This window comes from Kitasatospora sp. NPDC032757, from assembly GCF_055579305.1.
The window spans coordinates 1-25673 of the sequence record NZ_JBVINN010000025.1; the positions used below are offsets into that span (position 1 = coordinate 1).

Genomic DNA, 25673 nt, shown 5'->3' on the forward strand with positions numbered 1-25673 from the left:
CCCAACGCGTGCAACGGCGCCGAGCGGTACAGCTCCAACGCCTCCTCCGGCGTGATCCGGCCACCACCGGCGGCCCGGTCGAGCACGGCCTGCAGGTCGGTGCTGGGCGCATCGAGGGTGGTCGCTGCGAGCTCGGACACCTGGCGGCCTTCTCTCTCTCGGGTACTGCTGCATGTTCCGGTGCTTCCGGAGGCTTCCGGATACGGCCGAACCAGCCTACGCCAGGGCATTGCGGCCGCCGTGTCAGCCCGCTCTCCGCATGGTCCCGGACGGGTTCCCGGCCGGCGGGTCGGCGGAGGTGAAGCGGACGGTGCCGTCCTGCTGCAGGATGAGCGTCTCCGTGTTGGAACCGCCGGTGCACGCGCCGGGGAACGAGGAGCGGACCAGCCGGGAGGTGAACACCAGCTTCTCCGGCGACGCGGAGTCGAGCCTCCAGGCGCCTTCGCAGGCGATGGAGAGCGGGCCGCTGGTGGCGTTGCGGCTGGTGGTGTTCTCCTGCCCGACCGCGGCCTGACCGATCACCAGCGTGGTGGTGCCGGCGGGGAGGCCCTTCTCGGTGGTCATCTCCCCGCTCCAGGTACCGAGGAAGCGTGCCGGGACGACACCGGGACCGGCGGACGGGGTGGTCGCGGGCCCGGAGGAGGCGGATGAGGAGGTGGCGGGCGTGCCCGTCGAGGGCGTACCCGTCGAGGCCGTGGGCGGCGGCTGGGTGACGCCGGTCGCGCCGGCCGGCGCAGAGGTGCTGGCGGTGGTGTCCGTGATCTCCGGGTCCGCGCTCCCCTGCCAGCTGAAGAGCCCGAGCTTGACGGCCACCAGGGCCAGTACGACCGCGGTCACTCCGGCGATCGCGACCGGCCACCGCATCCGCCGCTCCTGTTCCCGGGCCAGCTGCCGCCCGGGCGAGGACCCCGGTGCCCAGGTCGGTCTCGCCCCGGCTCCGGTCGGTACACCGGCGCCGGCCATCGGCGTCCACTCCGGCGGCGCCTCGACCGGCGTGCCCCCGCCGATCGTGGGGGTCCGCAGCGGCAAACCGTCCACCGGAGCACCCGCCGGCCCGGGCACGTCCGCAGGCCCCGGAGCACCCGCCGGCCCCGGCCCGACCACGTGATCCGGCTCCCCCTCCAGGTCCAGCAGCCGGACGGCGCTGCGCCCCACCTCCGCCGCCAGCGCGGGCGGCAGCCAGCCGCCCCTGCCGAGCCGGACGGTGGCGGTGCCGTCGGCGTCCAGCCGGGTCCGCAGCTGATCGGGTGTCGGACGGGCGGCTGGGTCCTTGGCCAGGCAGTCGAGCACGACCGCCCGCAGCGGCCCGTCCAGCCCGGAGAGCTCCGGCTCCTCGTGCAGCACCCGGTAGAGCAGGACCGCGACGCTCACGCCCTCCCCGAACGGCTGGGTTCCGGTGGCCGCGAAGGCGAGCACCGCGCCGAGCGAGAAGACGTCGCTGGCCGGCCCGGCGGGCTGCCCGTTGGCCTGCTCCGGGGACATGAAGCCGGGCGAGCCGACCACGTACCCGGACTGGGTGAACCCGCTGGTCGCGTCCAGCGCGCGGGCGATGCCGAAGTCGATCAGCCGCGGCCCGTCAAGCGTCAGCAGCACATTGGACGGCTTGACGTCCCGGTGGACCAGGCCGAGCCCGTGCACATGGGTGAGCGCCTCTGCCAGCCCGACGCCCATGGTCCGCACTGCCGACTCGGGCAGCGGCCCGAACTCCCGTACGGCGGCGCCGAGCGCGGGCCCGGCCACGTAGCCGGTGGCCACCCAGGGGTGTTCGCCCTCGGTGTCGGCGTCCAGCACGGGCGCCGTCCAGGAGCCGCCGACCCGCCGGGCCGCGGCGACCTCCTGACGGAAGCGCGCGCGGAACTCGGCGTCCTCGGCCAGCTCGCCGCGGACCAGCTTGACGGCAACCGTGCGCCCACCGGCCGTCCGCCCGAGGTAGACCCGGCCCATCCCGCCCGCGCCGAGCCGGCGCAGCAGCCGGTACCCGCCCACCTGGCGCGGATCGTCCGCCCCCAGTGCCTGCATCCCGCATGCTCCCCTCGCCCGCCCGCCCGGCCTCGCCACCGGTCACCGGCCAGCAGCCACCGCCGGCCGCCGCTGTCACGGATCTCGCGTGCAGACGCTACCGGGCCACGGGAGCAGGAAAGGGCACAGCTCGCACCCCTTCCTCTACTTCCTCTGCTTCCTACTTCGGCCGGCGGTCGGCGGTCGGCGGTCGGCGGTCGGCCCACCACCGGCTCTGCGGTCAGACGACCGCGGGCACCGACTCCAGCAGGCGGACCGCGACGTCCGGCGCGAAGCCGCTGTCGCGGGCGACCCGGCTGGCGAACTCGGCCATGCCGGCCAGCTGCCGCTCGCCGAGCGAGAAGTCGAGTGCCTTGCTGAAGTAGCGCTCCAGCACCCCGGCGTCGAACGCCTCCCAGCGGGCCGCGTGCTCGGCCACCTCGCGGGCCTCCACCAGCGAGAGGTCGCGGGACTCCAGGAAGGCCCGGTGGACCGCCGCCGTCAGCTCGGGGCTGCGCTCGGCGAATTCGCGGCGGGCGGCCCAGACGGCGAAGACGAAGGGCAGCCCGGTCCACTCCTTCCACATCTCGCCGAGGTCGTGCACCGCGAGACCCTGCGCGGCCGCCTGGCCCAGGTAGGCGCGGAGCGCCGGGTCGCCGATCAGGACGGCGGCGTCGGCCTCGGCGAGCATCGCGTCCAGGTCGGGCGGGCAGCTGAAGTACTCCGGCTGCACCCCCTCGCGCTCCTCCAGCAGCAGCCGGGCCAGCCGCACCGAGGTCCGGCTGGTGGAGCCGAGGGCGACCTTGCGGCCGTCCAGCTCGGCCAGCGGCAGCTTGCTGACGATCACGCAGGACATCACCGGGCCGTCGCTGCCGACCGCGATGTCGGGCAGGACGAGCAGTTCGTCCGCGTGCCGCAGGTACTCCACGCAAGTGATCGGACCGATGTCCAGCGAGCCGTCGACCAGTTGGTCGCTCAGCTTCTCCGGGGTGTCCTTGGTGAGATCCAGATCGAGCAGATTGCCCGTTCTGGCCAGGCCCCAGTAGAGAGGGACGCAGTTCAGGAACTGAATATGCCCGACCCGCGGCCTGACCGGGGTGTTCTCCCGGGGCTCCTGCGTTTCCGCATCCGGTACCGCCACTGCGCCGCTCCCTTGCTGTTCGTGCGCCTCCCCCGCACCGTACGCCTGCCGCTCCGGAAGGCTCGCACCGGCCTTACGACACGCCCGATCCGGCTCGTAAGTCACCCCTGGTCGTGACAGCGCACGCATGCTAGCGTTGCTGTCAGTTGCAGTTTGATTCCCCTTGCAGTACTTGAAGCCTGCGGAGCATGTAACCGCAGGCTTTTTGTAGTTTTTCAGCAATATCGAAAAACTCCGGACCCGTCCGGAGGCAGGGCGATCAGCGCAGCGGACCGGGTGCCACACGGTGTGGCCCCCAACACGTCCCTCGCAAGGAGAACGGCATGGCTCAGGGAACCGTCAAGTGGTTCAACGCTGAGAAGGGCTTCGGCTTCATCGCCCAGGAGGGCGGCGGCCCCGACGTCTTCGTCCACTACTCCGCCATCAACGCGAACGGTTTCCGCTCGCTGGAGGAGAACCAGGCGGTCAGCTTCGACGTCACCCAGGGTCCGAAGGGCCCGCAGGCGGAGAACGTCACCGCTATCTGATCATCCTCTGATGACCTGATCGCTCGGGACCCCTCGGGTCCGCCGGCGGCCCTGCGGCCGTCACCATGAGCACAAGAGAAGTACCCAAGGGGGCCCGCCCATCGTCGTCGGGCCCCCTGCCTTTTGTCCCGGATCCACCGACCTCTGCTCCGGGCCCCGGCCCCCTGCTCCCCGGGCCTTCCTACGGGGCGGCCGGCAACTCGCCCCCGATCCGGGCCGGCGAGGAGAGACCGAGCGGTACCAGCGCCAGGCAGAGGCCCAGCACCGTCACCAGCACCGTGCCGCGCAGCCCGAGCCCAGCCCCCAGCCGGCCGCCGAGCAGCGCGCCCAGCAGGGCCACCCCCATCGCGACGAAGCGGTTGGTCGCCGCCACCCGCCCCTGGAGCCAGCCGCCGAAAGCCGCTTCCAGGCCGGGTACCTGACCCGCTCCAAGCAGGTCCTCCGGGCCACCGGCCGCCCGTCCGACTGACACTCCCGTCCGGCCACCGGCCACCGCACCGGCACGTCACCCACGTTCACACCATGAGCCCGGACAGCCCTGGCCCCACCGCTCAGGCAGGGGCCTTCTCCTCCCGGAACCAGCTGCCCGCCCGGCCGCAGTCGAGGCAGAAGTCGGTGACCCAGCGCCCCGGTCGGCCGAATCTCTCGGCGGGCGCGTCGGCCTCCTCGTCCACGTAGTTGTCGTCGCCGCACCACGAGCAGAGCGCGTCGCGTCCCTCGTAGCGCTGCAGGGTCCTCAGCCCGGGGTCGGCGCTTCTCCGGCGGCGGCCGATCCAGTCGCAGGCGAGGCAGCGCAGCCAGATCACGTCGGGCCGGCGGCGCAAGGACCCGCACAGGGAGCCGAGTTCGCCTCCGCACACCGGGCATCGCATGGTGTTCTCCCTTCTCCTCGCCCAGCATGCCCGCGGCCCGGCCTGCCGATGTGTCAGGATCCCGGGATGGACGGACTGATGATTCGCCGGCGGGTCGATGACGACATGGAGGGCTGCCTCAAGGCCCTCGCCACGGTCCAGGCGGCGGACCGCTACCCGGTGGACTGGCCCGCCGATCCCGAGGGCTGGCTGACCCCGGCGGACCTGGTCGGTGCCTGGGTGGCCGTGGACGGATCGGAGGTCCTCGGACACATGGCCCTCACCGGCGCCGGACCGGAGCTGGCCGCCGTCGTGGGGCTCCCCGAAGACCGCCTGCTGGCCGTCGCCCGGCTCTTCGTCGGCACCGCGGCCCGGCGGCGCGGGGTGGCCGTGAAGCTGCTGGGCACGGCGGCCGAAGCCGCCGAAGCCCACGGGCTCGGGCTCGTCCTGGAGGTCGAGGAGGGCGCGACGGCGGCCGTCCGGCTCTACGAGCGCGCCCGGTGGCGCTACGCCGGCACCTCCACGGCGGACTGGACGACGGCGGACGGCCGCCTCGCACGGCTGCGGGCGTACCTCGCCCCCGAGGAGGACCGGCGGACCGGTTGAGACGGGCGCCGGCGCCGGCCCACGCCGGGCGGCCGGCGCGCCCGCCGCGGGCCGGCTCCTGCGGCGCATCAGGCCCGTTCCCGTCCGGCGGTGGAAAGGCCTCGCCCCCGCGTCGGGCGGACCGACGCGGGGGCGAGGCCGAACGTGGCCGGAATCAGGCGGTGGCCACGGCCTCCTTGGTGGCCTGGGCCGGGACGACGGCCGCGGGGGCGTCCTCGTAGAGGTCGCCGTGCGGGTTGTTGTAGGCGGCCAGGTCGAGGGTCTTCTCGCGGGCCGCGACCAGGATCGGCACGACCGCCTGACCGGCGACGTTGGTCGCGGTGCGCATCATGTCGAGGATCGGGTCGATGGCGAGCAGCAGGCCGACGCCCTCCAGGGGCAGGCCCAGGGTGGAGAGGGTCAGGGTCAGCATGACGATCGCGCCGGTGAGGCCCGCGGTGGCGGCCGAGCCGACGACCGAGACGAAGGCGATCAGCAGGTAGTCCTTGATGCCGAGGTCGATGCCGTAGACCTGGGCGACGAAGATCGCGGCCAGCGAGGGGTAGATCGCGGCGCAGCCGTCCATCTTGGTGGTGGCGCCGAACGGGACGGCGAACGAGGCGTACTCGCTCGGGACGCCGAGGCGCTCGGTGACGCGCCGGGTGACCGGCAGGGTGCCGACCGAGGAGCGGGAGACGAAGGCCAGCTGGATGGCGGGCCAGGCGCCCTTGAAGAAGTTGACCGGGTTGAGGCCGCCGGCGAACTTCAGCAGCAGGGAGTAGACGACGAACAGCACCAGCGCGCAGCCGATGTAGATGTCGGCGGTCAGGGTGGCGAAGGGCTTCAGCAGGTCCCAGCCGTACTTGGCGACGGACTTGCCGATCAGGCCGAGGGTGCCGAGCGGGGAGAGCCGGATGACCCACCAGAGGGCGGTCTGGACCAGCTCCAGGACGGACTCGCTGAGCTTGAGGACCGGCTCGGCCTTCGCCCCGAGCTTGATGATCGCCGCGCCGACCACGACCGCCAGGAAGACGATCTGGAGCACGTTCACCTGGGTGAAGGCGTCGACGATGTTGGTCGGGAAGATTCCGGTGAGGAAGTCGATCCAGGTGCCGGTGGACTTCGGCGGCTTGAGGCCCTCGGTCGTGAGGTTGGTGCCCTCGCCCGGGTTGGTCAGCAGACCCAGGCCCAGGCCGATCGCGACGGCGATCAGCGAGGTGATCAGGAACCAGAGCAGTGTGCGGCCGGCCAGGCGGGCCGCGTTGGTGACGTTCCGCAGGTTGGCGACGGAGACCACGATCGCGGTGAAGACCAGCGGCGGGACGGCCAGCTTCAGCAGCTGGACGAAGATCCTGCCGATCGTCTCCAAGGTGGTGGCCAGCCAGGAGATGTCGGCCGCGCGGGCCAGGTAGCCGAGGCCGACGCCGAACACGAGGCCGGCGACGATCTGGACCCAGAACGGGGTCCTGCCGAGCTTTGAATTGCGCAGACTGGCGAGCACGGACGGCGACGACGAGGTCGCCTCGGGCGCTGTGGACATGACGGTGCGGCTCCGGGGGAGGGCGTTGCTGACGGTGAGGTGACGCGGGGAAGGCGGCACGGCGCGCGGGCCGGACGGGAATGGGTCGGCCCCCGGTCAGGGGCGTGCCGCCTGGATACAGCTCATGGCGATACAGCTCATGGCGCGACAGCGGCGCGGGCTGCCCACAGCACCCGGCAGGCAGCACCGGCGGGCGGCGCCGGGCATCGAGCCCAGGCCGTTCGTCCGGGGTGCTCCTGAGGTGGTCATGGCCGACACGTTAGCAGTAAAGGTTTGAGATGTTCAAAGTACTTGTTTGAGGTGAGGGCGACCTTCCGATCAAATCCGGACACGAACGAGACTGACGCACCATCAGTTCTTCCGACCATCCCGATTGACCATCGCCGGTTATACGTATAACTTGGAGGCAGCCCCCCGCCCCTCCCTGCCCGGAACCGGAGAACCGTCCATGGGCTATCTCGCCCTGCTCCGAGCCCCGCACGTCAGCCGCCTCCTCTTCGGCACCCTGCTCGGCCGCCTCCCCGCCGGCATGACCGCCCTGGTGATCGCCCTGGCCCTGCGCGAGGCCGGCGCACCGTACAGCCGGATCGGGCTGGCCACCGCCGCCTACGCGATCTCGGCCGCCGTCGGCGGGCCGGTGCTGGGGCGGATCGTGGACCGCACCGGACAGCCGCGAGTGCTGCTCGCCTCGGCCGTGGTCGCCGGCGGCGGCTACGCGCTGCTCGCGCTCGCACCCAGCTCCGCCGTGGCCGCACCGGTCGGCGCCGCGATCGCCGGCCTGGCCATGCCGCCGCTCGAACCCTGCCTGCGCTCGCTCTGGCCGGACGTCGTCGAGGAGAAGCAGCTCGACACCGCGTACGCCTTCGACTCCGCCTCGCAGCAGATCCTCTACGTCGCCGGACCGCTCGCGGTGGCCGGCATCGCGGGCGCGTTCAGCCCGGTCGCGGCGCTCTGGGTGGCCGCGGGCCTGGGCCTGGCCGGGGCACTGATCGTGGCCACCGCCGGACCGGCCCGGGCCTGGCAGGCGCCGCCCCGCGCGCACTCGGCCGGCCTGCTCGGGCCGCTCCGCTCCCCCGGCCTGGTCCTGCTGCTGGTCGGCCTGGCCGGCGCCGGCTGGACGGTCGGCGCGCAGAACGTGCTCTTCATCGCCTACGCCGAGGCCCACGACGGCGGACTGCCCGGCGGCGCGGGGACGCTGCTGGCCCTGGCGGCACTCGGCGGCCTGCTCGGCGCGCTCGCCTACGGCGCGGTGCGGTGGCGCAGCTCCACCGCCAGCCGGACGTGGGTGATGGCGCTCGGGATGGCCGCCAGCTACCTGCCGCTCATGCTGCTCCCCGGGCCGTACGCGATGGCCGGGCTGGCCTTCCTCTCCGGCATCGGGCTGGCGCCGCTGCTCGCCGCCGCGTTCGTGCTGGTCGCCGAGCTGGCGCCGGCCGGCACCGTGACCGAGGCGTTCGCCTGGCTGGTGACGCTGTTCGCGACCGGTAACTCGCTCGGCTACGCCGTCTCCGGCAGCCTCGCGGAGGGCTCGTTGCGCTCGGTGGCGCTCTGCGCGGTGGGCGGGATCGCGCTGGGCGGGCTGCTGCTGTTCGGCGCCCGCCGCTGGTTCCGGCCCGCGCCGGCCGCCGCCACCCCGGTGGCGGCGCCGGTACCGGTGGGCTGAGACCCACCCGCAGAGGTGGGCCGAGACCCGCCCCAGAGACGTGACTGCGCCCGTCGGACCGGGTGGTCTGGCCGACGGGCGCAGTCACTTGCACATGCACCTGCGTTCCTGTGTTCACCGGCCCCCGGCCCGGCTCGATCAGCCGTGGCGGCCGCGGCCTCCCCAGGCGATCAGGGCGAGCAGCAGGGCTGCGCCGAGAACGGCCGCGCCGAGCAGGCCCGCGAGGGTGCCGAGCCCGCCGCCGTGGGCCCCGGCGGGCGGGGCACCCAGGGTGCCGGTGAGCAGGGTGCCGCCGAGGAGCCCGAGGACGGCGGCCAGCCGTACCAGGCGTGGCAGGCGTGGAGGTCTGGATCGGAGCATCCGCATGGCGGAATCTCATCGTCCGTTTATCTGCCCGGCCTCGCGGCGCGAGACGCCCTGACGATATTTCACCTGTTCGCACCAGGGGTTACCCGAACGGCCCTTCCGATGGCGGGGGCCCGGGCGCCGATGGACCGGGCGCCGATGGCCGGGGTCGGCGGACGGGAGCGGGCGGGCGGCGGTGGTCCCGCGGTGTCAGCGGGGTCGGCGGGGTCAGCCGGCTCAGCGGGCGGCGGAGACGGCCGCGGTCGAGGAGCGCAGCACCAGCGAGGTGGCCAGCGGCGGGACCGGGGCGACCGGCTCGCCGCGGAGCAGGTCCGCGAGGGCCGCGACTCCGGCCCGGCCCAGCTCCTCGCCGGGCAGGTCGACGGTGGTGAGCGGCGGAGTGAGCAGGCCGGCCACCGGGATGTTGTCGATGCCGACCACCGAGAGGTCGGCGGGGACGCGCAGCCCGAGTTCGGCGGCGGCCTGGTAGACCCCGGAGGCCACCACGTCGTCGTCGCAGATCACCGCGTGCGGGCGGTCCGGGCGCTCCAGCAGCCGGCGGGCGACGCCGAGGGCGGCGGGCTGGCCCTCGTTGAGGCTGACGCCCAGCTCGATCACGTCCAGGCCGAGCGCCCGGGCCGCCTCCTCGAACGCGGCCTGGCGGACCCGGAAGGTGTACGCGGAGTGGGTGGAGCGCAGCCGGCCGAGGCGGCGGTGGCCGAGCCCGGCCAGGTGCTCGACGGCGGCCCGCATGCCGCCGGCCACGTCCAGCTCGATGGTCGGGCGGGCCCGGTCGGTGCCGGGGTCGGCGTCCAGGAAGACGGCAGGGGTGTCGGCGGGCAGCTCGCCGAGCTGGCTGTCGTCCGGGGAGCAGATCAGCATGCCGTCGAAGCGGCTGGTGGTGGCGGCGTCGGCCAGGGTGGCGCTCCCCCAGCCGGAGCTGACCACGACGGCCAGGCCGTGCTTGCCGGCCTCCTCGTGGACGCCCTCCAGCACCCGGCCGAAGAACGGGCCGAGGATGTTCGGGACGGCCAGCAGGATCATGCCGCTGCGGCCGAGGCGCAGCTGCCGGCCGGCCGCCTGCGGGCGGTAGCCGAGGCTGCGGGCGGCCTCCCGGACGCGCTCGCGGGTGGCGTCGGAGACCCGGCGGCCGGCCTCGGAGCCGGAGAAGACCAGCGAGACGGTGGCCTGGGAGACCCCGGCGAGGCGGGCGACGTCCCTGCCGGTGGGCTTGCGGACCGGCGCCGGCCAGGTGCCGAGAACGCCCTCACCGGGCGCACCGCCGGACGCGGCCGTCCCTCCGGACGCGCCGGACCCACGAGAAGTCGGACCGGCCGCCTTCTCGTGCGCGGGCTCGTCATGCGCGGGCTCGTCATGCGCAGGCTCGTCATGCGCAGGCTCGTCATGCGCAGGCTCGTCATGCGCAGGCTCGTCGTGCGCAGGCTCGTCGTGCTGTGGCGCGGGACCTGGGGCGGGGGCGGGCACGGCGCTGGTGCGGGTCAGCTCTGCAGGGCCGCCGCGCGGGCGGCGTCGTCGGCGGCGTCCTCCTCGGCGTTCTGCGCCGCGATCCGCTCGGCCGTCCGGTTGCGGAGACCGGAGACCTTGTCGGAGATCTGGGCCGACATCTCGTCGCGCTGCTTGCTCAGCAGGACGTAGCTGAGCGGCGCCGAGACCAGTGCGGCCAGCAGGAAGAGGAAGATGACGCCGAGCTCACCCTTGACCGGGATCACCCCGAAGTGGCCGAGCAGCAGGGAGAGCAGCAGGCAGCCGAGGAAGATGCTGACCCGCAGGGAGGTGTAACGGAGCGTGGCGTGCGACTTGCTGCTCACATTGCTGCTCACCGGGAACACATCCTTATCTGCGCGGGGCTCGGCCGGTCTCCCAGTGAAGCATGCCTGACGGACTGCGCGGGGCACGGGTCGCCCGTCCCCCGCGTCCGGGCGGCCGCCGGGCCGCCGTCAGCGCAGGTCGAGCCACATGGTGACGTCGTCGCGATCGTCCCCGGGGGCGACCCGGATCGCGGCCGGGACCCGGCCGGCCTCGGTCCAGCCGCAGCGCCCGTAGAAGGCCTCCAGACCGAGGCCGCCGCGCAGGGTCAGCCGCAGGCTCTCCAGGCCCCAGGCCCGGGCGACCCGTTCGGCCTCGGCCATCAGCCCGGCGCCGTAACCGCGCCCCTGGAAGTCCGGGTGGACCATGACCCGCTTGAGCAGCCGCCAGTGGTCCATCGGCCCGAACCGCATGGACTCGAAGAAGAGCAGGCCGGCGAGCCGGCCGGTCTCCACCTCGTGGGCGACCAGCAGCCGGTCCGGCTCGCCCGGCCCGACACCGGCGAACTGCACGTCGGCGGTCTTCCAGACCTCGTCCTCCGTCACCGGTGCGACGAAGCCGACCGCGCCACCGGCATTGGTGACGTCCGTCCAGAGCCGGACGGCGGCGGCGCGCAGGTCAGGGTCGAGAACCGGGTCGAGGGTGAAGGCGAGCGTCATGGCCGCGGAGCCTACCCGGCCCTTACGACAGTGCCGGGACCGGCCGGGCCGCCCCGCTCCCCCGCAGCGCCAGGCAGAGCACGACGGCGACCGCGCAGAGCCCGCCGGCCGCGTACCAGGCCAGGTCGTAGGTGCCGAGCGCGTCCCTGGCCAGGCCCGCCAGGCCGGCCACCACGGCCGCGCCGATCTGGTGACCGGCAAGCGCCCAGCCGAAGACGATCGACGCGTCCTCGCCGAAGTGCCGGCGGCAGAGCGCGACGGTCGGCGGCACGGTGGCCACCCAGTCCAGGCCGTAGAAGATCACGAAGGCCAGGATCGGCGGCTCCAGCGTGCCGGCGAACAGTTGCGGCAGCAGGACCAGCGAGAGCCCGCGCAGCGCGTAGTAGGCGACCAGCAGGCTCCGGGAGTCGAAGCGGTCGGTGGCCCAGCCGCTGGCGATCGTGCCGACCACGTCGAAGACGCCGACCAGCGCCAGCAGGCCGGCCGCCGTGGTCACGGGCAGGCCGTGGTCGTGGGCGGCGGGGATGAAGTGGGTGCCGACCAGGCCGGCGGTGGTCGCACCGCAGATCGCGAAGGAACCGGCCAGCAGCCAGAACGCCCGGGTGCGGCAGGCCTGGCGGAGCACCCGCAGCGAGCGGGCCACCGCCCGCCCGTCCGCCGCCGGCGCGGGCGGTGCCTCGGTGGCCCCGTAAGGGAGCAGGCCGAGGTCGGCCGGGCGCTCGCGCATCAGCAGCAGCACCGGGACGGCGACCGCGCTGGCCGCCAGCGACACGACCACCACCGCCGAACGCCAGCCGTGCTCCTCGACCAGCCAGGCGCCGAGCGGCAGGAAGACCAGGTTGCCGGCCGCGCCGCCGGCGGTCAGCACGCCGGTGACCAGCCCCTGCCGGGCCCGGAACCAGCGGCCGGTGATCGTGGTGGCGAAGGCACCGGCCATCGAACCGCTGCCTAGGCCGACCAACACTCCCCAGCAGAGGACCAGTTGCCAGGGCTCGCGCATCAGCATGGTGAGGCCGGCGCCGACCGAGATGGTGAGCAGCGCGCAGACCACCACCAGCCGGACGCCGAACCGGTCCATCAGGGCGGCGGCGAAGGGGGCGGTCAGGCCGTAGAGGGTGAGGTTGACCGAGGTGGCGCTGGAGATCGTCCCCGTCGACCAGCCGAACTCGTTGTGCAGCGCGTCCATCATCAGGCTGGGCGTGGAGCGGAACCCGGCCGAGCCGAGCAGGACCAGCAGCGAGACGGCGGCCACCACCCAGGCGTAGTGCGGCCGCGGCTTGCGGGCGCCGCGGGGGGCAGGGGACGCGACGGCGACGGGGGCGCCGGGAGAGGCGACGGGAGCAGGGGACGCGACGGCGACGGGGGCGCCGGGAGAGGCGACGGAGGTGGGGGCGGATGCGGGGGCGAGGACGTCCGGTTCGTTCACCCGGCCGAGTCTCCCGAACAGCCCGAACGCCCACGACTGGCCTGACTGCCAGCTTTCGCAAGGATCGGGCCAGCGACCGGCGTACGCTGAGGCACTGCATCGGGGCACGGGAAGGGAGACCGGGGTGGCGCACAAGGTCGCGGTACTGGCCCTCGACGGGGTGATCGCCTTCGAACTGGGCATCCCCGCAAGGATCTTCGAGTCGGCCAAGGACGCCGACGGCGTCCCGTTCTACCAGGTGGCCACCTGCACCGTGGACGGCCGGCCCGTCGCCACCAGCACCGACTTCCGGGTCGCCGTCGACCACGGGCCCGAACTGCTGGAACGGGCCGACACCGTGGTGATCCCGGCCTCCACCGATCCGGGCCCCAAGGAGGTGGACGCCGAGCTCAGCCCCGCCCTGATCGCCGCACTGGCCCGGATCCGGCCCGGCACCCGGCTGGTCTCGATCTGCACCGCGTCCTTCGTCCTGGCCGCCGCCGGCCTGCTCGACGGCCGCCCGGCCACCACCCACTGGAGCTACACCGGCCGGTTCGCCGCACTCTTCCCGAAGGTCCGGCTCGACCCGGACGTGCTCTTCACGGACGACGGCGACGTGCTCACCTCGGGCGGGGTGGCGGCCGGCGTCGACCTCTGCCTGCACATCGTGCGGCGCGACCACGGCAGCGCGGTGGCCAACACGGTGGCCCGCACCTGCCTGGTCCCGCCGTGGCGCGAGGGCGGGCAGAAGCAGTACGTGACGCTCCCCCGAACGGCCGCCGAGACCGGCCCCGGCACCGCCGCCGTCCGGGCCTGGGTGCTGGAGCACCTGGACGAGCCGCTGCCGCTGCGCCTGCTCGCCGACCGGGCGGGCATGAGCGTACGGACCTTCACCCGGCGGTTCCGCGAGGAGACCGGTGCCAGCCCGGGCCAGTGGCTGACGGTCCAGCGCACCGAACGGGCCCGGCAGTTGCTGGAGCGCACCGACATGACGATCGACCAGGTGGCCCGGGAGTCCGGATTCGGGACGGCCGCCTCACTGCGGCTCCGACTGCGCGGCCGGCTGGACGTCGCGCCGAGCGCGTACCGGCGCACCTTCCGCATGGTCGAGCCCGCCGGCTGACGGCCTGCGGGCGCCGTGGTCCGACGAGCCGGAAAAGTGGTCCCGCCGGTGGCCGAAACACGCCCCCCGGAGTGGACGGATTGGATGGCGACAGGCCGCACGCACCCCGAGCACGGCACGGCAGGCCGCCATCCAACCGCGACGCACGGGCCCTGAACCCGCGCCACCGCCCTCCGCACTCGCCAAGGAGCCACCGCGCGATCGGCAGACCACGGCCCCCCTGCTGACATGATCCCCCTGGACAGCAGCACCGCAGCGGCGTTCGGGTGTTCCCTCGGCGTCCCCTCGCGACGGAGAGCTGCTCCCAAGAGTGATCAGTCGGATACGTCACGTCAATGGCTTGTCCGAAATTCGGAATGGTTGCGTCAGGTTTCGGCCCGATGATCGCCGGGTGATCGCCCGGCGTCCCGCGGGGGTCGTCACTGCGCCAGCGAGGCCCAGTCCACGGTGGTCAGCGGGTCCACCGGCCGGGCGTCCGCGCCGATCTCGCACCAGACCCGCTTGCCCGAACCGTCCGGATACCAACCCCAGCGGTCGCAGAGCAGTTCGACCAGCTCCAGGCCGCGTCCGTTGGTGGCGTCGGTGTCCGGGCCGGCGTGCCGGGGGGCGGGGGCGACCTGGCTGGCGTCCGCGACCTCGACCCGGAGCGGGCCGACGGTCGCCGTCTCACGCACGCCACCGCCGACCGCACCACCACCGACCGCACCGCCACCGACCGCACCGCCACCGCCCACGCCCCCCGCCGCGGAGCCGTGCGCCGGGCCGTAGCCCGCGGTGACGTCGTCCATCGGGAAGCAGAGCCGGAGCACGGCCGGACAGCCGGTGTGCACCACGGCGTTGGTCACCAGCTCGGAGACGACCAGCACCACCGTCTCGGCGATCGGGGCATCCGGATCCACACCGTGGTTGAGCAGCCGTGAGCGCACCCAGCGGCGGGCCCGGCCGACCTCGGCGGGGTCCGCCTGCACCGCCAGCTGTACCTGAAGAACCTGCACCGCTCCACCACCCGCACTCGCAGTTCGGCCGTCGTCTCGATCGGGCCGGGTCGTCCAGCCGGCCGGCCCTGGCGCGCGCCGGGCCACCGCATGCCGGGCCGCGCCGCACGTCAACCCGGTACGTCGCACCCGCGCCACCTCGTCCGTCGCGCACTGGCTGCGACACGAATACGCCTCAGGATGAGTCGGCGGGCGGACCGCAGCAAGCGCTTCGGGCATATTCCAGCGATCGGGGGACAGGGCAGTGCATACTGTCCCGTTCACTCTCGCGAGCCTCGCACCGGCGCTCGTCCGACCGGGGGCCGAACCGGCCGGACACGCAGTGGCGAACCTACCGCCGGACGCCCCCGGTACCCGGCCCGCCACTCGCGAACCACCCGTGCGACATATGTCCAACGGCCTTCGAACAGCGGGATCGGTGGCAGATCCCACGATGTGACGATCCGAAACTGCGGGCTCCGTTCTGCCTGGAATCCACCCGTCCCCGGAAGAGCGCAAGATACCGTTGGGTACGGCAGCGAACCCCATGGCAGGAGGGTGGTTGACGATGGCCACCCCTGGCAGCGCCCCACGCTGGGACGTACAGCTCCAACGCCGGCTCGCCCGGGGCGAGGAGACCGCTCTCGGCGAACTCTACGACCAGCTGGCGCCGATGGTGCACGGGCTGGCCGGGCGGATACTGGCCGACCAGGCCGCCGCCGCCCAGCTCACCCGCGAGATATTCGCCCATGTCTGGGAGCACCCCGAGGCCTTCGACCCGGCCCAGGGCTCACTCCGCTCCTGGATCGGCTCGCTCACCCACCTCCGCGCGGTGGACCGGCTCCGTCTCCGGCGCGCCGCCGAGGCCCCGCTCGCCGGCGGGGACAGCGACGGCAGCGAGGACAGACCGATCGGCAACGACGGCTCCGGCAGCGGCAGTTACGGCGAGGTCTCACCCGTCGAGGAGGAGATCCGGACCGTGGCCACCGCCGCCCGGATCCAGATCGCCGTCGACTCCCTGCCGCAGAGCCTGCGTGAGACGATCACGGTGTCGTACTACGGCGGCCGCACCTATCAGGAGGCGGCCCGGCGCCTCGGCGTCAGCGAGCAGATCGCCAAGCAGCGGATGCGGCTCGGCCTGGAGCTGCTGGCCACCGAACTCGCCGAGGAGCGCGACCGCCAGCGGCGCGCCCGGCACGGCGACGACCGGCACAGCGACGACCGGCACGGCGACGACCGGCGCGGCGGCGGCCGGCAGCACGGCGAGCGGCACCGCGGCAACGGACAGCACGGCGACGGACAGCACGGGCACCAGCACCACGGGGAACAGCAGGACGAACAGCGCGACGACCGGCACCGGAACGAGGACGGGGGCACGTGACGACCACCGAGGAGCAGCACGAGGCCCTGCGCTCGCTGCTCGGCGCCTGGGCCCTGGGCGCCTGCCCGCGCCGCGAGGCCGCCGAGCTGGAACGCCACCTGCGGGCCTGCCCGGACTGCGCCGAGGACGCCGCCCGGCTGCGCGAGGCCGCCGGCTGGCTCGCCGTCGACGAACCGCTCGACCAGCCCGGATCGCTGCGCCAGCAGGTGCTCGACTGGTGCCTGTCCCGGCGCCCCGCCGAACTGCCCGTCCCCGCGTGGGGCGCGCCCTACACCGCCGAGACCGCCAAGCTCGACGCACTGCTGCGCGACCTCGGCCCGGAGGAGTGGCAGGAGGTGGCCGAACTCCCCTGGCACGGCGGCACCGAGTACCTGCGCCCGGCCGAGGTGCTCTGCCATCTCGCCGCCGTGGACGGCTATCTGGCCGTCGCCCTCGGCCTGCCCGACCCCGTCCCGGGCGCCCCCACGCCACCGGCCGGCCGCCGGCTGCCGTCGCAAGAGGCGGCCCCGCCCGCGCCCCGGGTGCCGCCGCAGGGCGGCCCGCCGTTCGCCGGGATCACCGGGCGCACCGCCCGGCTCACCGCCGAACAGGCCGGCCTGCCGCCGCAGACGGTGCGCGCCCGGTGGCGCCGGCACTGCCAGGAGCTGGTCCGCACCGCCGCGTTGGCCCCGCAGGGCAACACGCCCGTCGACTACGGCTTCGCGACCGTCCCGCTGCGCGACGCCTTCGTCGACCGGGCCTTCGAGTGCTACGTCCACGGCGAGGACGTGGCCCGCGCGGTGGCGTACCCGTACGACCCGCCGGCGCCCCAGCACCTGCGGCAGATGGTCGACCTGGCCGTCCGGATGCTCCCGGCGGCGCTGGCCGGGCTGCGTGCCGCACGGCCCGAGCACGCCGGGGCGCCCGCGGCTGCGCCGGGCAGGGACGGCCGGACGGGCCGGCAGGTCCGGCTGGTGATCGACGGCCCCGCGGCCGGTGAGTGGCTGATACCGCTGGACGGCCCGGAGAGCGGCCCGCCCGGAGGGGAACCGGTGGCCGCGATGGTGCTGGACGGGCTGGAGTTCTGCCAGCTGGCCGCCGCACACCGCGACCCGGACCGGCTGCCGGTGGGCGCGCACGGCGACCGGGCCGCGATCCGCGAGGTGCTCCACGCGGCCCCGCTGCTCTCGCGGCCGTAGGGCCGTGGAGCGTCGAGCCGTTCAGCCGCAGGCCTGGAGGCACGCAGGGCTGCAGGCATGCGGGCCCTGGCTCGCGGTCCGCAGCTGCGTGCCTCCGGCCCCGACGGTCAGGCGAAGACCACCGTACGGGTGCCGTTGAGCAGTACCCGGTGCTCGCTGTGCCACTTCACCGCGCGGGCCAGTGCCTGGCACTCGACGTCCCGGCCGAGCGCGACCAGCTGGTCCGGGGTGATGTCGTGGGTCACCCGGGCCACCTCCTGCTCGATGATCGGCCCCTCGTCGAGGGCGGCGGTGACGTAGTGCGCGGTGGCGCCGATCAGCTTCACGCCGCGGGCGTGCGCCTGGTGGTACGGCTTGGCGCCCTTGAAGCTCGGCAGGAAGGAGTGGTGGATGTTGATCACCCTGCCGGAGAGCGCGGTGCAGAGCTCATCCGAGAGCACCTGCATGTAGCGGGCCAGCACGACCAGTTCGACGTTCTCCTTGGCGACCAGGTCCAGCAGCTGCTGCTCCGCCTCGGCCTTGGTGTCCCGGGTCACCGGGATGTGGTGGAACGGGATGCCGTAGCCCTCGGTCAGGTCGCGGAAGTCGGTGTGGTTGGAGACCACCGCGGCGATCTCCACCGGAAGCGCGCCGATCCGGTTGCGGAACAGCAGGTCGTTCAGGCAGTGCCCGAACTTGCTGACCATCAGGACGATCCGCATCCGCTCGTCGGTCGGATGGATCTGCCAGTCCATCCCGAAGGAGGCCCCGATCGCGGCGAAGCTGGCCCGCAGCTTGTCCGCGGTGACGGGCTCGGCGGCGGAGAAGTGCACCCGCATGAAGAACAGCCCGCTGTCGCCGTCACCGAACTGCTGGCTGTCGATGATGTTGCACCCGGTCATGAAGAGGTAGCTCGAGACCGCGTGGACGATGCCCTGCTTGTCGGGGCAGGACAGCGTGAGGACGTACTGGGCGCTGGCCGGCTGCTGTTCCACGGTGGGGGGTTCCCGTCCTGAGGTCGTGCTGTTGGTGAGTGGTCCAGCGTGTCACATCCTGGACAGCCACCGTCCCGCTGCCCGCACTGCGGACGGCCCGGCCCACCCCGCGGCCTCGGGCCCCGACCTGAGCCCTGCGGCACCGGCCTCGGGGCGGAGCGGGACAGGCCGGGACAGCGCCGGCCCGGGACAGCGCCGGAGCGGGGCCGGGCAGCATCAGCGCCGGGCCGGCCCGGGTCGGCCCGGGTCGACGTCAGGACGAGGTCAGGATGCGCAGCACGTCCAGCGAGCGCGGGCGGGCGTCCGGGTCCTCGCCGTCGTTGACCGCCAGCTTGACGTGCGCCTCGCGGGCCGCCCGGACCGCCTCCGGCCAGCCGTGGTGGCCGAGGTACGCGGAGGCCGGGGCGTCCGCGCCGACCTCGTGCAGGATCCGGACCACCCGGAGCACCGCGACGTCCACCACGGTGGCCTCGGCCGAGTCGCGGAAGATCGTGCCGACGTACTTCTCGGCCGACCACCGGTCCAGCCAGGTGTCCTCCACCAGCCGGTAGACGGCGTCGGTCACGTCACCGAAGCCCTCACGGCCGGCCAGCCAGGTCTCCTGCTGGAACCCGGGGTCGGAAAGCATGTGCAGCGCCGAGCGCAGTCGGGCACGCCAGCGCCACCAGGGCAGATCGTTGAGCGGCATGCCGCCCATCGTGCTGGAGCGGTGGCCCGGACGAGAAGGGTTTCGGGCAGACCGATGCGAAGAATCTGTGCTGGCGGACATGGTGGACGATCGTACGTTCCCCTACCGTTCGTGCTCTACTCCGGTTCTACACGCGTCCCTGCCCGGAGTTCGGCCGCCGTTTGCCGTTCGTTCCCTTTTCGGCCCTCTCGGCGTGTGACGCCGGGGCTTGGCTTGTGCCGGTGCGCAGCACAGCGCCCCGGGAGGGAAGACCGATGACCAGCCGAAGGAGCTCGTCCCAGGCTCAGTACCCGATCGCGGTACGGCGTCGCCGCCGCCCGATCGCCGCAGCCGCCACCGTCGTGGCGCTGCTCCCCACCCTCTTCTCGGCCTCCGCGTGCGGCGGACCGGCCGATGCCGCCGCCACCAACGACGCCGGCGACCTGACCGTGATGACCTGGGCGCCGTCCGGTACCGGCGCCGCCGACCGGCCCGGCATGACCACGCTGGCCGACGCCATCGGCCGGGACGTCAACACCAAGGGCGGCCTGAACGGCCGCAAGCTCCGCGTGCTCACCTGCAACGAGCACAACACCGCCGACGGCGCCACGGCCTGTGCCCAGCAGGCGGTGGACGCCAAGGCGGTCGCCGTGATCGGCTCGTACAGCCAGTACGGCGACCGCTTCATGCCGATCCTGGAGCGGGCCGGCATCCCGCTGATCGGCGGGTACGGGCTCTCCCAGCCCGAGTTCAGCAGCCCTCTGTCGTACCCCGTGGCCGGCGGCATGCCGGCGCTGATCGGCGGCAGCGGCCGGCAGCTGGTGGAGGCCGGCTGCAAGACCGTCTCGCTGGTCCGCCCGGACACCCCGGCCGGCGACAACCTGCTCGGCTACCTCGCCAACGCGCTCAAGCCGGCCGGGATCAAGCTGCTGGACGTCAAGGCGCCGGAGCAGTCCCCCGACTACACGCCGGTGGCCCGCAAGGCGATCGGCAAGGACGAGCCGGGCAACTGCCTCACCTCCGCGCTGGGCGCCGAGCCGACCGGCAACCTGCTCGACTCCTACCGCCGGCTGGGCCCGAGGAACACCAAGATCGCCTCGGTGATCGGCAGCGTCCAGCAGTCGGTGGTCGACTCCACCGGCGGCGACAGCGGCCCGCTGGCCGGGGCCTACGTGACCGGCTGGTACCCGCCCGAGTCGGCCAAGACCTGGGACGCGCTGCGCGCCGTGGTCCGCAGCGACGCCGCCGGCGGCCGGGCCATCGACGTCTCCGACCCCGGGGTGCAGACCACCTGGGTCGCCTACGAGGTGTTCCGGCAGGCGGTCGACCGGCTGAACGCGGCCGGCCGGACGGTCACCTCCAAGACGGTGACCGGGCTGCTGGACGGCGGCGAGCAGATCGACGTCGGCCTGACCCCGCCGCTGAACTGGGGCACCACCAACATGCTGCCGAGCACCGAGTCGCCGCGGCTGGTGAACACCTGGGTGACGTACCAGGTGGTCAAGGGCGGGCGGATGACCCTGCAGCAGCCGGGCTTCGTGGACGTGCGCTGGGTGCTCACCGGCGGCAGGCCGCCGGCGTGACCGGGGCCCGCCCGGGAGGAGCCTGAAGGGGAGAGGCCTGAACGGGAGGGGCCTGAACGGCAGAGGCCTGGCCCGCAGGCGCCGTACCGAGAGGGGCCGTACCCGGGCGACCCGGGCGGCCCCTCCGGGGCTCCCAGGGCCGGCCCGCGGCCTCGGGGAGGCTCTCGCCTACAGATCCCCGTCGCCGCGGGTCGGCAGGCCGGTCTGGCCCGCGATGGCGTTCCAGAGGGCGGAGGCCTGCTTCTTCGCGTTGGTGGCCGTGCTGCTGGCCTGGACCGCGTTCTTGTAGTGCTGGTTGTCGGCCTTCTTGGCGTCGCAGGCGGCCTGCATGTCCGTGGCCCAGGCCGCGTACTCGTCGTCGGCGGTCGCCGAGGCCGTCCAGGCCGCGTTGAGCTGTTCGACCAGCTGCGGACCGCCCGGCAGCTTGTCCGTCTTCAGCGCCGCCAGCTTGGTCTGCAGCTCCCGGCGCTTGCCCGCGGCGTCGGCCAGGGCCTGCTGGGACTCGGGCAGCTTGTCGCACTTCTGCACCGCGCCCACCGCGTTGACCACCGCCGTGCGGCTGTCGCTGGCGGTGCCCAGCAGGTCGGAGAGCGGCTGCGCCTGTGCCTTGACCTCCGGGTTGACGGTCGCCGCCGAGCCGCTCGCGGTCGGCGCACCGGTGGAGGCGCTGCTGCCGGTGGCCACGGGGGCGGCCTGCTTCTCCTTGCCGGGGGACTTGTCGTCGCCGCCGCTCATCAGGACGGCCACCAGGATGCCGGCCGCCGCGCAGCCGGCCACCACGCCGCCGATGATCAGCTTGCCGGACGAACGCCCGCCGTTGCCGCCGCCCCGGGCCGGGACCGGGCCGGTCGGGTAGTCCTGCCCGCTGTACTCGGGCTGGGCCGGGTACTCCTGCGGGGCGGGCTGGTAGGCCGGCTGCGCCTGCTGCGGGTAGGCCTGCCCCGGCGCGGGCTGCTGGTAGCCGGGCTGGGGCGGGTAGCCGGCCGCCTGCGGGTCCGCGCTGGGGTAGGGCGGCAGGTACTGGGTGGCCGGGGCCGGGTCGGCCTGCGGCGCGGCGCCGTACCCGGGCTGCGGCGCGCCGCCCCACGGGGCGCCCTGGGCCGGGATGGCCTGGGTCGGCAGCGCGTGCGCGCCCTCGCCGAGGTACTCCGGCTGACCGGCGGGGTGGCCGGCCGGCGGCAGGTGCGGCTGTCCGATCGCGGGACCGGCCTGCTGCCCGGCAGGCGGCTGCTGGCCCGGCGCACCCTGGCCCGGCACACCGCCCTGGCCCTGCGGCTGGCCGGGCTCCGGGCGAAACAGATCGTCCAGGTTGAAGTCACCCGAGTTGGGGTACGAGCGGCGCTGGCTCAACGCGATTCCTCACCTGTGCACGACCGCGCGCTGACGGCGGACCACATCTCGTCGGTTCTTGGGAGCATCACAGTTCCTTGGACGTCGCGCCCACGCTACCGGTTCGCCGAACCGGGTGACCACGTGGGCGGTCCATCCCTCACCGGCCCCTCACGTGCGCGCCGACGACGCGCCCTCCGTCCAGGTCAGGCGGCCTCCGCCTCGGCCCGGGCCTGGAACTCGCGGACCACCCGCTGCTCCCGGAACGGCTCCAGCCGCCGCCGGAACTCGTCCAGGTACTCCACGCCCCGGTTGGACCGCAGCCCGCTCAGCAGCCGCACCGCCTGGGCGCCGGTCTCACAGGCCCGCTCCAGGTCGCGCTGCTGGAGCTGGGCCGTGGCCAGCAGGACGAGGTCGACCGCCCGGCGCCGCACCCTGGTCGGGGGGTGCAGGTCGAGCGCCCGGCGGGCGTAGTGCTCGGCCTGGCCGGCCTGCTCCAAGTCCCGGTGGCAGTGGGCCAGCTCGTCCGCGAGGTAGGCGTCGTCGAAGTGGACGATCCAGTCCGGGTCGTCCTCCGGGCGGCGCTTCTCCATCGCCTCCAGCGCCTTGGCGGCCACCGCCTCGCAGGAGCGGGCGTCGCCGAGCAGGGCGTGGCCGCGCGCCTCGGCCGCGTAGAACATCGCCATCGCCGTCGGGGTGGCCACCGAGCGGGCACCCTCCTGCGCGGCACGGGCGAGTTGGGCGATCTCCCGCGGGTTGCCCAGCGTCGCCGCCAGGTGGCTCATCGAGGCCGCGAGCACGTACCCGCCGTAGCCGCGGTCGTCGGCCGCCTGGGCAAGCCGCAGCGCTTGGATGTAGTAGCGCTGGGCCAGGCCAGGCTGCCCGGTGTCCACCGCCATGTAGCCGGCCAGCTCGGTCAACCGGGCGACCGCCGCGAAGAGTTGCCGCCCGGTCTCCTCCCGGTAGGCGCCGCCCAGCAGGCCGGAGACCACGCTGTTGAGGTAGTGGACGACCACCGGGCGGACGTGCCCGCTGCCGAAGCGGTGGTCGAGGTCGACCAGCATCGCCGTGGTCGCCCGGATCGCCGCGACGTCCGTCGGACCGACCCGCGGGCCGCCGGTACGGGCCACCACCGGGTCGGGCGGGGTGATCAGCCAGTCCCGGCTGGGCTCGACGAGCGCGGAGGCCGCCACCGTCGCCCCGGTCAGGAAGTCCCGCCGGCCGACGTCGCTGCGCCACAGCTCGCAGACCTGTTCCAGCGCGGCGTTCAGCGTCGGCGCGAACTGCAGCCCGATCCCGGAGCTGAGGTTCTTGCCGTCGGCCATGCCGATCTCCTCGACCGACACGCTCCGCCCCAGCTTGCGGCCGAGCGCCTCGGCGATGACCGCCGGGGCCTGCCCGCGCGGCTGCTGGCCGCGGAGCCAGCGCGCGACGGACGTCTTGTCGTACCGAAGGTCCAGGCCGTGCTCCGCGCCGCACAGGTTGACTCTCCGCGCCAGGCCGGCATTGGAGCAGCTGGCCTCCTGAATGAGCTGCTGCAGACGCTCGTTGGGCTGTCGTGCGACAAGTGGTCTCGCGGCCATTGGGCTTCGCCTCCCCACACCCTCCGGTCCCGGCCGGCGGGCGACGATTCTGCTGATCTGTTGCCGACTGTCCGACCGTCCAAGGAATCTGACACCAGGTTAGCGATCAGCAACGCCACCGGGATACCCACGGTGACGATCCCCACCCCCCGCGCGCCCTGGGAAATGCTCCCGTGCGCCCCCACTGCGCCCACCCCGGTCCACCCCGGTCGCGCCAACTCGGTTGCCTCACCGGTTCGGGTGACATTGCCACCACGCGCAAGACCCGCCCACGCCCGGCCGTAACCAGCCTCACGCACGGTAGTTGTGCACCGCGTGGAAGACATCCCAGACTCCCCCGACCAGGGCGGCACCGCCGGACTGCCCCCGCTGCTCATCGAAGCCGTCAGCTACGCCGAGAGCCGGCACTGGGAGGTCGCGCCGGGCGCCTGGCTGATCGACGGCGACGGGCCGGCCCGCTGCTCCTGCGGCGACGCCCGCTGCCCGCTGCCCGGCGCGCACCCGATCGACTCGGACTGGGCGCGCAAGGCGAGCGCCGGCCCGGGCGCGGCGCGGCGCTGGTGGACCGAACGCCCGGACGCCTCGATCCTGCTGCCCACCGGCCGCTCCTTCGACGTCCTGGACGTGCCGGAGGTGGCCGGCTGCCTGGCGCTGGCCCGGATGGAGCGGATGGACCTCCAGCTCGGCCCGGTGGTGGCCGTCCCGGCGGCCCCCGGACGCTCCGGCCGGCGGCTGCACTTCCTGGTGCTGCCCGGAGTGGCCGCCAAGCTGCCGGAGATGCTGCGCAAGCTCGGCTGGCCGCCCGGCCGGCTGGACCTGGTGGCCCGCGGCGAGGGCGACTGGACGGTGGCCCCGCCGTCCCGGGTCGGCCCGTCCGGCTTCGCCCAGTGGGCCCGCTCGCCCTCCGCGCTGAACCGCTGGCTGCCGGACGCCGCCGAGCTGATCAGCCCGCTCGCCTACGCCTGCGGTCGCGAGGCCCCGTCGGCGCACACCCAGCCGGCCCAGCCGGCGGCGGTGCGCTGAGCCACCCGGGCCCGTGCTGGGCCGGACGGTCTCCGGGCCCGGCCCGGAAATTCACCGTCCCGTGAACGGCCGCCCTACGCCTATCGGGTGAGGGTGCGCAACGCGCGACACCCCGCGCGCGACTGACGGGCCTTGCCTCCCACCGGAGGCGGGGCCCGTCACACGCATGTGCGGATAAGGCTTCGGTGTACCCGCTGGTCAACGGCGAAAGCCCCTCGTACGAGTGACAACGCTCAAGGATTGCCATGATCTGCCGAGGGGAGAAATTCCACCGTGAGGGGACGCCGGAAGGGACGCTCGGACGGGGAAGCCGGGCGGGGCGGTCGGGAGGGACCGGAGGGGACGGGAGGGGAACGGAGGGGACGGGAGGGAACGGAGGGGACGGGAGGGGAACGGAGGGGCCGTGACACCGGCCGGGTTCGGGGAGGCCGGTGTCACGGAAGCACCGTGGGACGGGGAGGGACGGGGAGGACGAGCAGGGCCCGGTGCACGGGGATGCACCGGGCCCTGCTCACTGCACTGTCGTCGCTGCGCTGTCGGGGAGGGTCAGGCCTGCGCGACGAAGACGTGCGCGGCGATCTCCTTGCCCAGCTCGGCCGCGGTGTCGCCGGTGCCGACCAGCACCCCGCCGACCCCGGCGGTGACCCGCACCGTCGAGCCCGGCCGGATCCCGGCCCGGCGCAGCGTGCGCATCAGCTCGCCGTCCGTCTGGATCGGCTCGCCGATCCGGCGGACCACGACGTCCGCCCCGGCGTCGCCCGGGCGGACCGTGTCCAGCGGGACGAGCGCGGCGTCGAAGCCCTCACCCTCCGCCTTGGCGTCGCCCAGCTCGTCCAGGCCCGGGATCGGGTTCCCGTACGGGGACTGGGTCGGGTGGCCGAGCATGGCGAGCACCTTGCGCTCGACCGTCTCGCTCATCACGTGCTCCCAGCGGCAGGCCTCCTCGTGGACCTGCTCCCACTCCAGGCCGATCACGTCGACCAGCAGGCACTCGGCGATGCGGTGCTTGCGCATCACGCGCACCGCGAGCCGGCGGCCCTCCTCGGTGAGTTCGAGGTGACGGTCGCCCGCTACCCGGAGCAGCCCGTCGCGCTCCATCCGGCCGACCGTCTGGCTGACCGTGGGGCCGCTCTGCTCCAGACGCTCGGCGATCCGGGCGCGCATCGGGGTGATGCCCTCCTCCTCCAGCTCCAGGATGGTGCGAAGGTACATCTCAGTGGTGTCGATCAGCCCAGACATCGCCGCTGGCTCCGTTCTTCGGTGTCCTCACCGCCAATTCTGACGTACGGCAACGACAACCGGGCCCGCGCAGGGGCC

The 25673-nt window shown here is 73.9% G+C and carries 24 protein-coding genes; 8 read left to right on the forward strand and 16 right to left on the reverse strand.

What is annotated here, in order from left to right; genetic code table 11:
- Nucleotides 1–243: 243 nt before the first annotated feature.
- Together ACZ5WK_RS24990 and ACZ5WK_RS24995 are read right to left on the reverse strand one after the other, a co-directional pair.
- Nucleotides 244–2019 carry a serine/threonine-protein kinase gene (locus ACZ5WK_RS24990; RefSeq protein ID WP_465550224.1) on the reverse strand — a complete coding sequence of 592 codons (1776 nt, stop codon included), beginning with the start codon at nt 2017–2019 and terminating at the stop codon, nt 244–246.
- Between the two features lie 220 nt (nt 2020–2239).
- Nucleotides 2240–3139 carry a menaquinone biosynthetic enzyme MqnA/MqnD family protein gene (locus ACZ5WK_RS24995; protein WP_465550226.1) on the reverse strand — a complete coding sequence of 300 codons (900 nt, stop codon included), beginning with the start codon at nt 3137–3139 and terminating at the stop codon, nt 2240–2242.
- Nucleotides 3140–3462: 323 nt separating this feature from the next.
- Here ACZ5WK_RS24995 and ACZ5WK_RS25000 point away from each other — a divergent pair, with 323 nt between their 5' ends.
- On the forward strand, nt 3463–3666 hold the full coding sequence (locus ACZ5WK_RS25000; protein ID WP_057227626.1) for a cold-shock protein: 204 nt from the start codon (nt 3463–3465) through the stop codon (nt 3664–3666).
- Nucleotides 3667–3847: 181 nt separating this feature from the next.
- On the opposite strand, the gene ACZ5WK_RS25005 is transcribed toward ACZ5WK_RS25000, so the two are convergent.
- Together ACZ5WK_RS25005 and ACZ5WK_RS25010 are read right to left on the reverse strand one after the other, a co-directional pair.
- A complete protein-coding gene (locus ACZ5WK_RS25005) occupies nt 3848–4138 on the reverse strand; it encodes a hypothetical protein (protein WP_465550228.1) in 291 nt (96 codons plus the stop codon).
- Nucleotides 4139–4217: 79 nt separating this feature from the next.
- A complete protein-coding gene (locus ACZ5WK_RS25010) occupies nt 4218–4538 on the reverse strand; it encodes a hypothetical protein (RefSeq protein WP_465550230.1) in 321 nt (106 codons plus the stop codon).
- A 66-nt stretch (nt 4539–4604) separates the two neighbouring features.
- On the opposite strand from ACZ5WK_RS25010, the gene ACZ5WK_RS25015 reads away from it, so the two are divergent.
- Complete coding sequence (locus ACZ5WK_RS25015; protein ID WP_465550232.1) at nt 4605–5123, forward strand: GNAT family N-acetyltransferase; 519 nt, start codon at nt 4605–4607, stop codon at nt 5121–5123.
- Between the two features lie 154 nt (nt 5124–5277).
- Here the strand turns inward: ACZ5WK_RS25015 and ACZ5WK_RS25020 are convergent, their stop codons facing one another.
- Nucleotides 5278–6642 (reverse strand): dicarboxylate/amino acid:cation symporter, encoded by a 1365-nt coding sequence (locus tag ACZ5WK_RS25020; protein ID WP_465550234.1) that lies wholly within the window; start codon nt 6640–6642, stop codon nt 5278–5280.
- A gap of 448 nt (nt 6643–7090) precedes the next feature.
- Between ACZ5WK_RS25020 and ACZ5WK_RS25025 the strand changes: the two genes are divergently transcribed.
- Complete coding sequence (locus ACZ5WK_RS25025; RefSeq protein ID WP_465550236.1) at nt 7091–8305, forward strand: MFS transporter; 1215 nt, start codon at nt 7091–7093, stop codon at nt 8303–8305.
- A 138-nt stretch (nt 8306–8443) separates the two neighbouring features.
- On the opposite strand, the gene ACZ5WK_RS25030 is transcribed toward ACZ5WK_RS25025, so the two are convergent.
- The 5 genes from ACZ5WK_RS25030 to ACZ5WK_RS25050 form a co-directional block, all read right to left on the reverse strand.
- On the reverse strand, nt 8444–8671 hold the full coding sequence (locus ACZ5WK_RS25030) for a hypothetical protein (RefSeq protein ID WP_465550238.1): 228 nt from the start codon (nt 8669–8671) through the stop codon (nt 8444–8446).
- Nucleotides 8672–8887: 216 nt separating this feature from the next.
- Nucleotides 8888–10135, reverse strand: coding sequence for a LacI family DNA-binding transcriptional regulator (locus ACZ5WK_RS25035; protein WP_465550240.1), 1248 nt, complete (start codon nt 10133–10135; stop codon nt 8888–8890).
- A gap of 14 nt (nt 10136–10149) precedes the next feature.
- A complete protein-coding gene (locus ACZ5WK_RS25040) occupies nt 10150–10491 on the reverse strand; it encodes a DUF4229 domain-containing protein (protein WP_396324445.1) in 342 nt (113 codons plus the stop codon).
- 117 nt (nt 10492–10608) lie between these two features.
- Nucleotides 10609–11136 carry a GNAT family N-acetyltransferase gene (locus ACZ5WK_RS25045; protein ID WP_465550242.1) on the reverse strand — a complete coding sequence of 176 codons (528 nt, stop codon included), beginning with the start codon at nt 11134–11136 and terminating at the stop codon, nt 10609–10611.
- Nucleotides 11137–11158: 22 nt separating this feature from the next.
- Nucleotides 11159–12562 carry an MFS transporter gene (locus ACZ5WK_RS25050; RefSeq protein WP_465550244.1) on the reverse strand — a complete coding sequence of 468 codons (1404 nt, stop codon included), beginning with the start codon at nt 12560–12562 and terminating at the stop codon, nt 11159–11161.
- A 124-nt stretch (nt 12563–12686) separates the two neighbouring features.
- Here ACZ5WK_RS25050 and ACZ5WK_RS25055 point away from each other — a divergent pair, with 124 nt between their 5' ends.
- Entirely contained in the window at nt 12687–13664 is a 978-nt protein-coding gene (locus ACZ5WK_RS25055) for a GlxA family transcriptional regulator (RefSeq protein WP_465550246.1), read from the forward strand.
- A gap of 419 nt (nt 13665–14083) precedes the next feature.
- On the opposite strand, the gene ACZ5WK_RS25060 is transcribed toward ACZ5WK_RS25055, so the two are convergent.
- The gene (locus ACZ5WK_RS25060) at nt 14084–14659 is read right to left on the reverse strand and encodes an ATP-binding protein (protein ID WP_465550248.1); all 576 of its coding nucleotides are present in this window, start codon (nt 14657–14659) and stop codon (nt 14084–14086) included.
- Between the two features lie 547 nt (nt 14660–15206).
- Here ACZ5WK_RS25060 and ACZ5WK_RS25065 point away from each other — a divergent pair.
- Together ACZ5WK_RS25065 and ACZ5WK_RS25070 are read left to right on the forward strand one after the other, a co-directional pair.
- Complete coding sequence (locus ACZ5WK_RS25065; protein ID WP_465550250.1) at nt 15207–16019, forward strand: sigma-70 family RNA polymerase sigma factor; 813 nt, start codon at nt 15207–15209, stop codon at nt 16017–16019.
- The gene (locus ACZ5WK_RS25070) at nt 16016–17197 is read left to right on the forward strand and encodes a zf-HC2 domain-containing protein (protein ID WP_465550252.1); all 1182 of its coding nucleotides are present in this window, start codon (nt 16016–16018) and stop codon (nt 17195–17197) included. The genes ACZ5WK_RS25065 and ACZ5WK_RS25070 overlap by 4 nt, the downstream gene beginning before the upstream one ends.
- Before the next feature lie 107 nt (nt 17198–17304).
- Here ACZ5WK_RS25070 and purU read toward each other — a convergent pair whose 3' ends face one another.
- Together purU and ACZ5WK_RS25080 are read right to left on the reverse strand one after the other, a co-directional pair.
- Nucleotides 17305–18171 carry a formyltetrahydrofolate deformylase gene (gene purU / locus ACZ5WK_RS25075; RefSeq protein WP_465550254.1) on the reverse strand — a complete coding sequence of 289 codons (867 nt, stop codon included), beginning with the start codon at nt 18169–18171 and terminating at the stop codon, nt 17305–17307.
- 253 nt (nt 18172–18424) lie between these two features.
- Nucleotides 18425–18868: an SCO4402 family protein gene (locus tag ACZ5WK_RS25080; protein ID WP_465550256.1), complete on the reverse strand. Its 444-nt coding sequence runs from the start codon at nt 18866–18868 to the stop codon at nt 18425–18427.
- 245 nt (nt 18869–19113) lie between these two features.
- On the opposite strand from ACZ5WK_RS25080, the gene ACZ5WK_RS25085 reads away from it, so the two are divergent.
- Nucleotides 19114–20421: an ABC transporter substrate-binding protein gene (locus ACZ5WK_RS25085; protein WP_465550258.1), complete on the forward strand. Its 1308-nt coding sequence runs from the start codon at nt 19114–19116 to the stop codon at nt 20419–20421.
- 168 nt (nt 20422–20589) lie between these two features.
- On the opposite strand, the gene ACZ5WK_RS25090 is transcribed toward ACZ5WK_RS25085, so the two are convergent.
- The gene (locus ACZ5WK_RS25090; protein WP_465550260.1) at nt 20590–21771 is read right to left on the reverse strand and encodes a hypothetical protein; all 1182 of its coding nucleotides are present in this window, start codon (nt 21769–21771) and stop codon (nt 20590–20592) included.
- Nucleotides 21772–21956: 185 nt separating this feature from the next.
- Nucleotides 21957–23333, reverse strand: coding sequence for a tetratricopeptide repeat protein (locus ACZ5WK_RS25095; RefSeq protein WP_148643299.1), 1377 nt, complete (start codon nt 23331–23333; stop codon nt 21957–21959).
- A 324-nt stretch (nt 23334–23657) separates the two neighbouring features.
- Here ACZ5WK_RS25095 and ACZ5WK_RS25100 point away from each other — a divergent pair, with 324 nt between their 5' ends.
- A complete protein-coding gene (locus ACZ5WK_RS25100) occupies nt 23658–24356 on the forward strand; it encodes a bifunctional DNA primase/polymerase (protein WP_465550401.1) in 699 nt (232 codons plus the stop codon).
- A gap of 546 nt (nt 24357–24902) precedes the next feature.
- On the opposite strand, the gene ACZ5WK_RS25105 is transcribed toward ACZ5WK_RS25100, so the two are convergent.
- Nucleotides 24903–25595 (reverse strand): metal-dependent transcriptional regulator, encoded by a 693-nt coding sequence (locus ACZ5WK_RS25105; RefSeq protein WP_396324435.1) that lies wholly within the window; start codon nt 25593–25595, stop codon nt 24903–24905.
- Nucleotides 25596–25673: the final 78 nt, after the last annotated feature.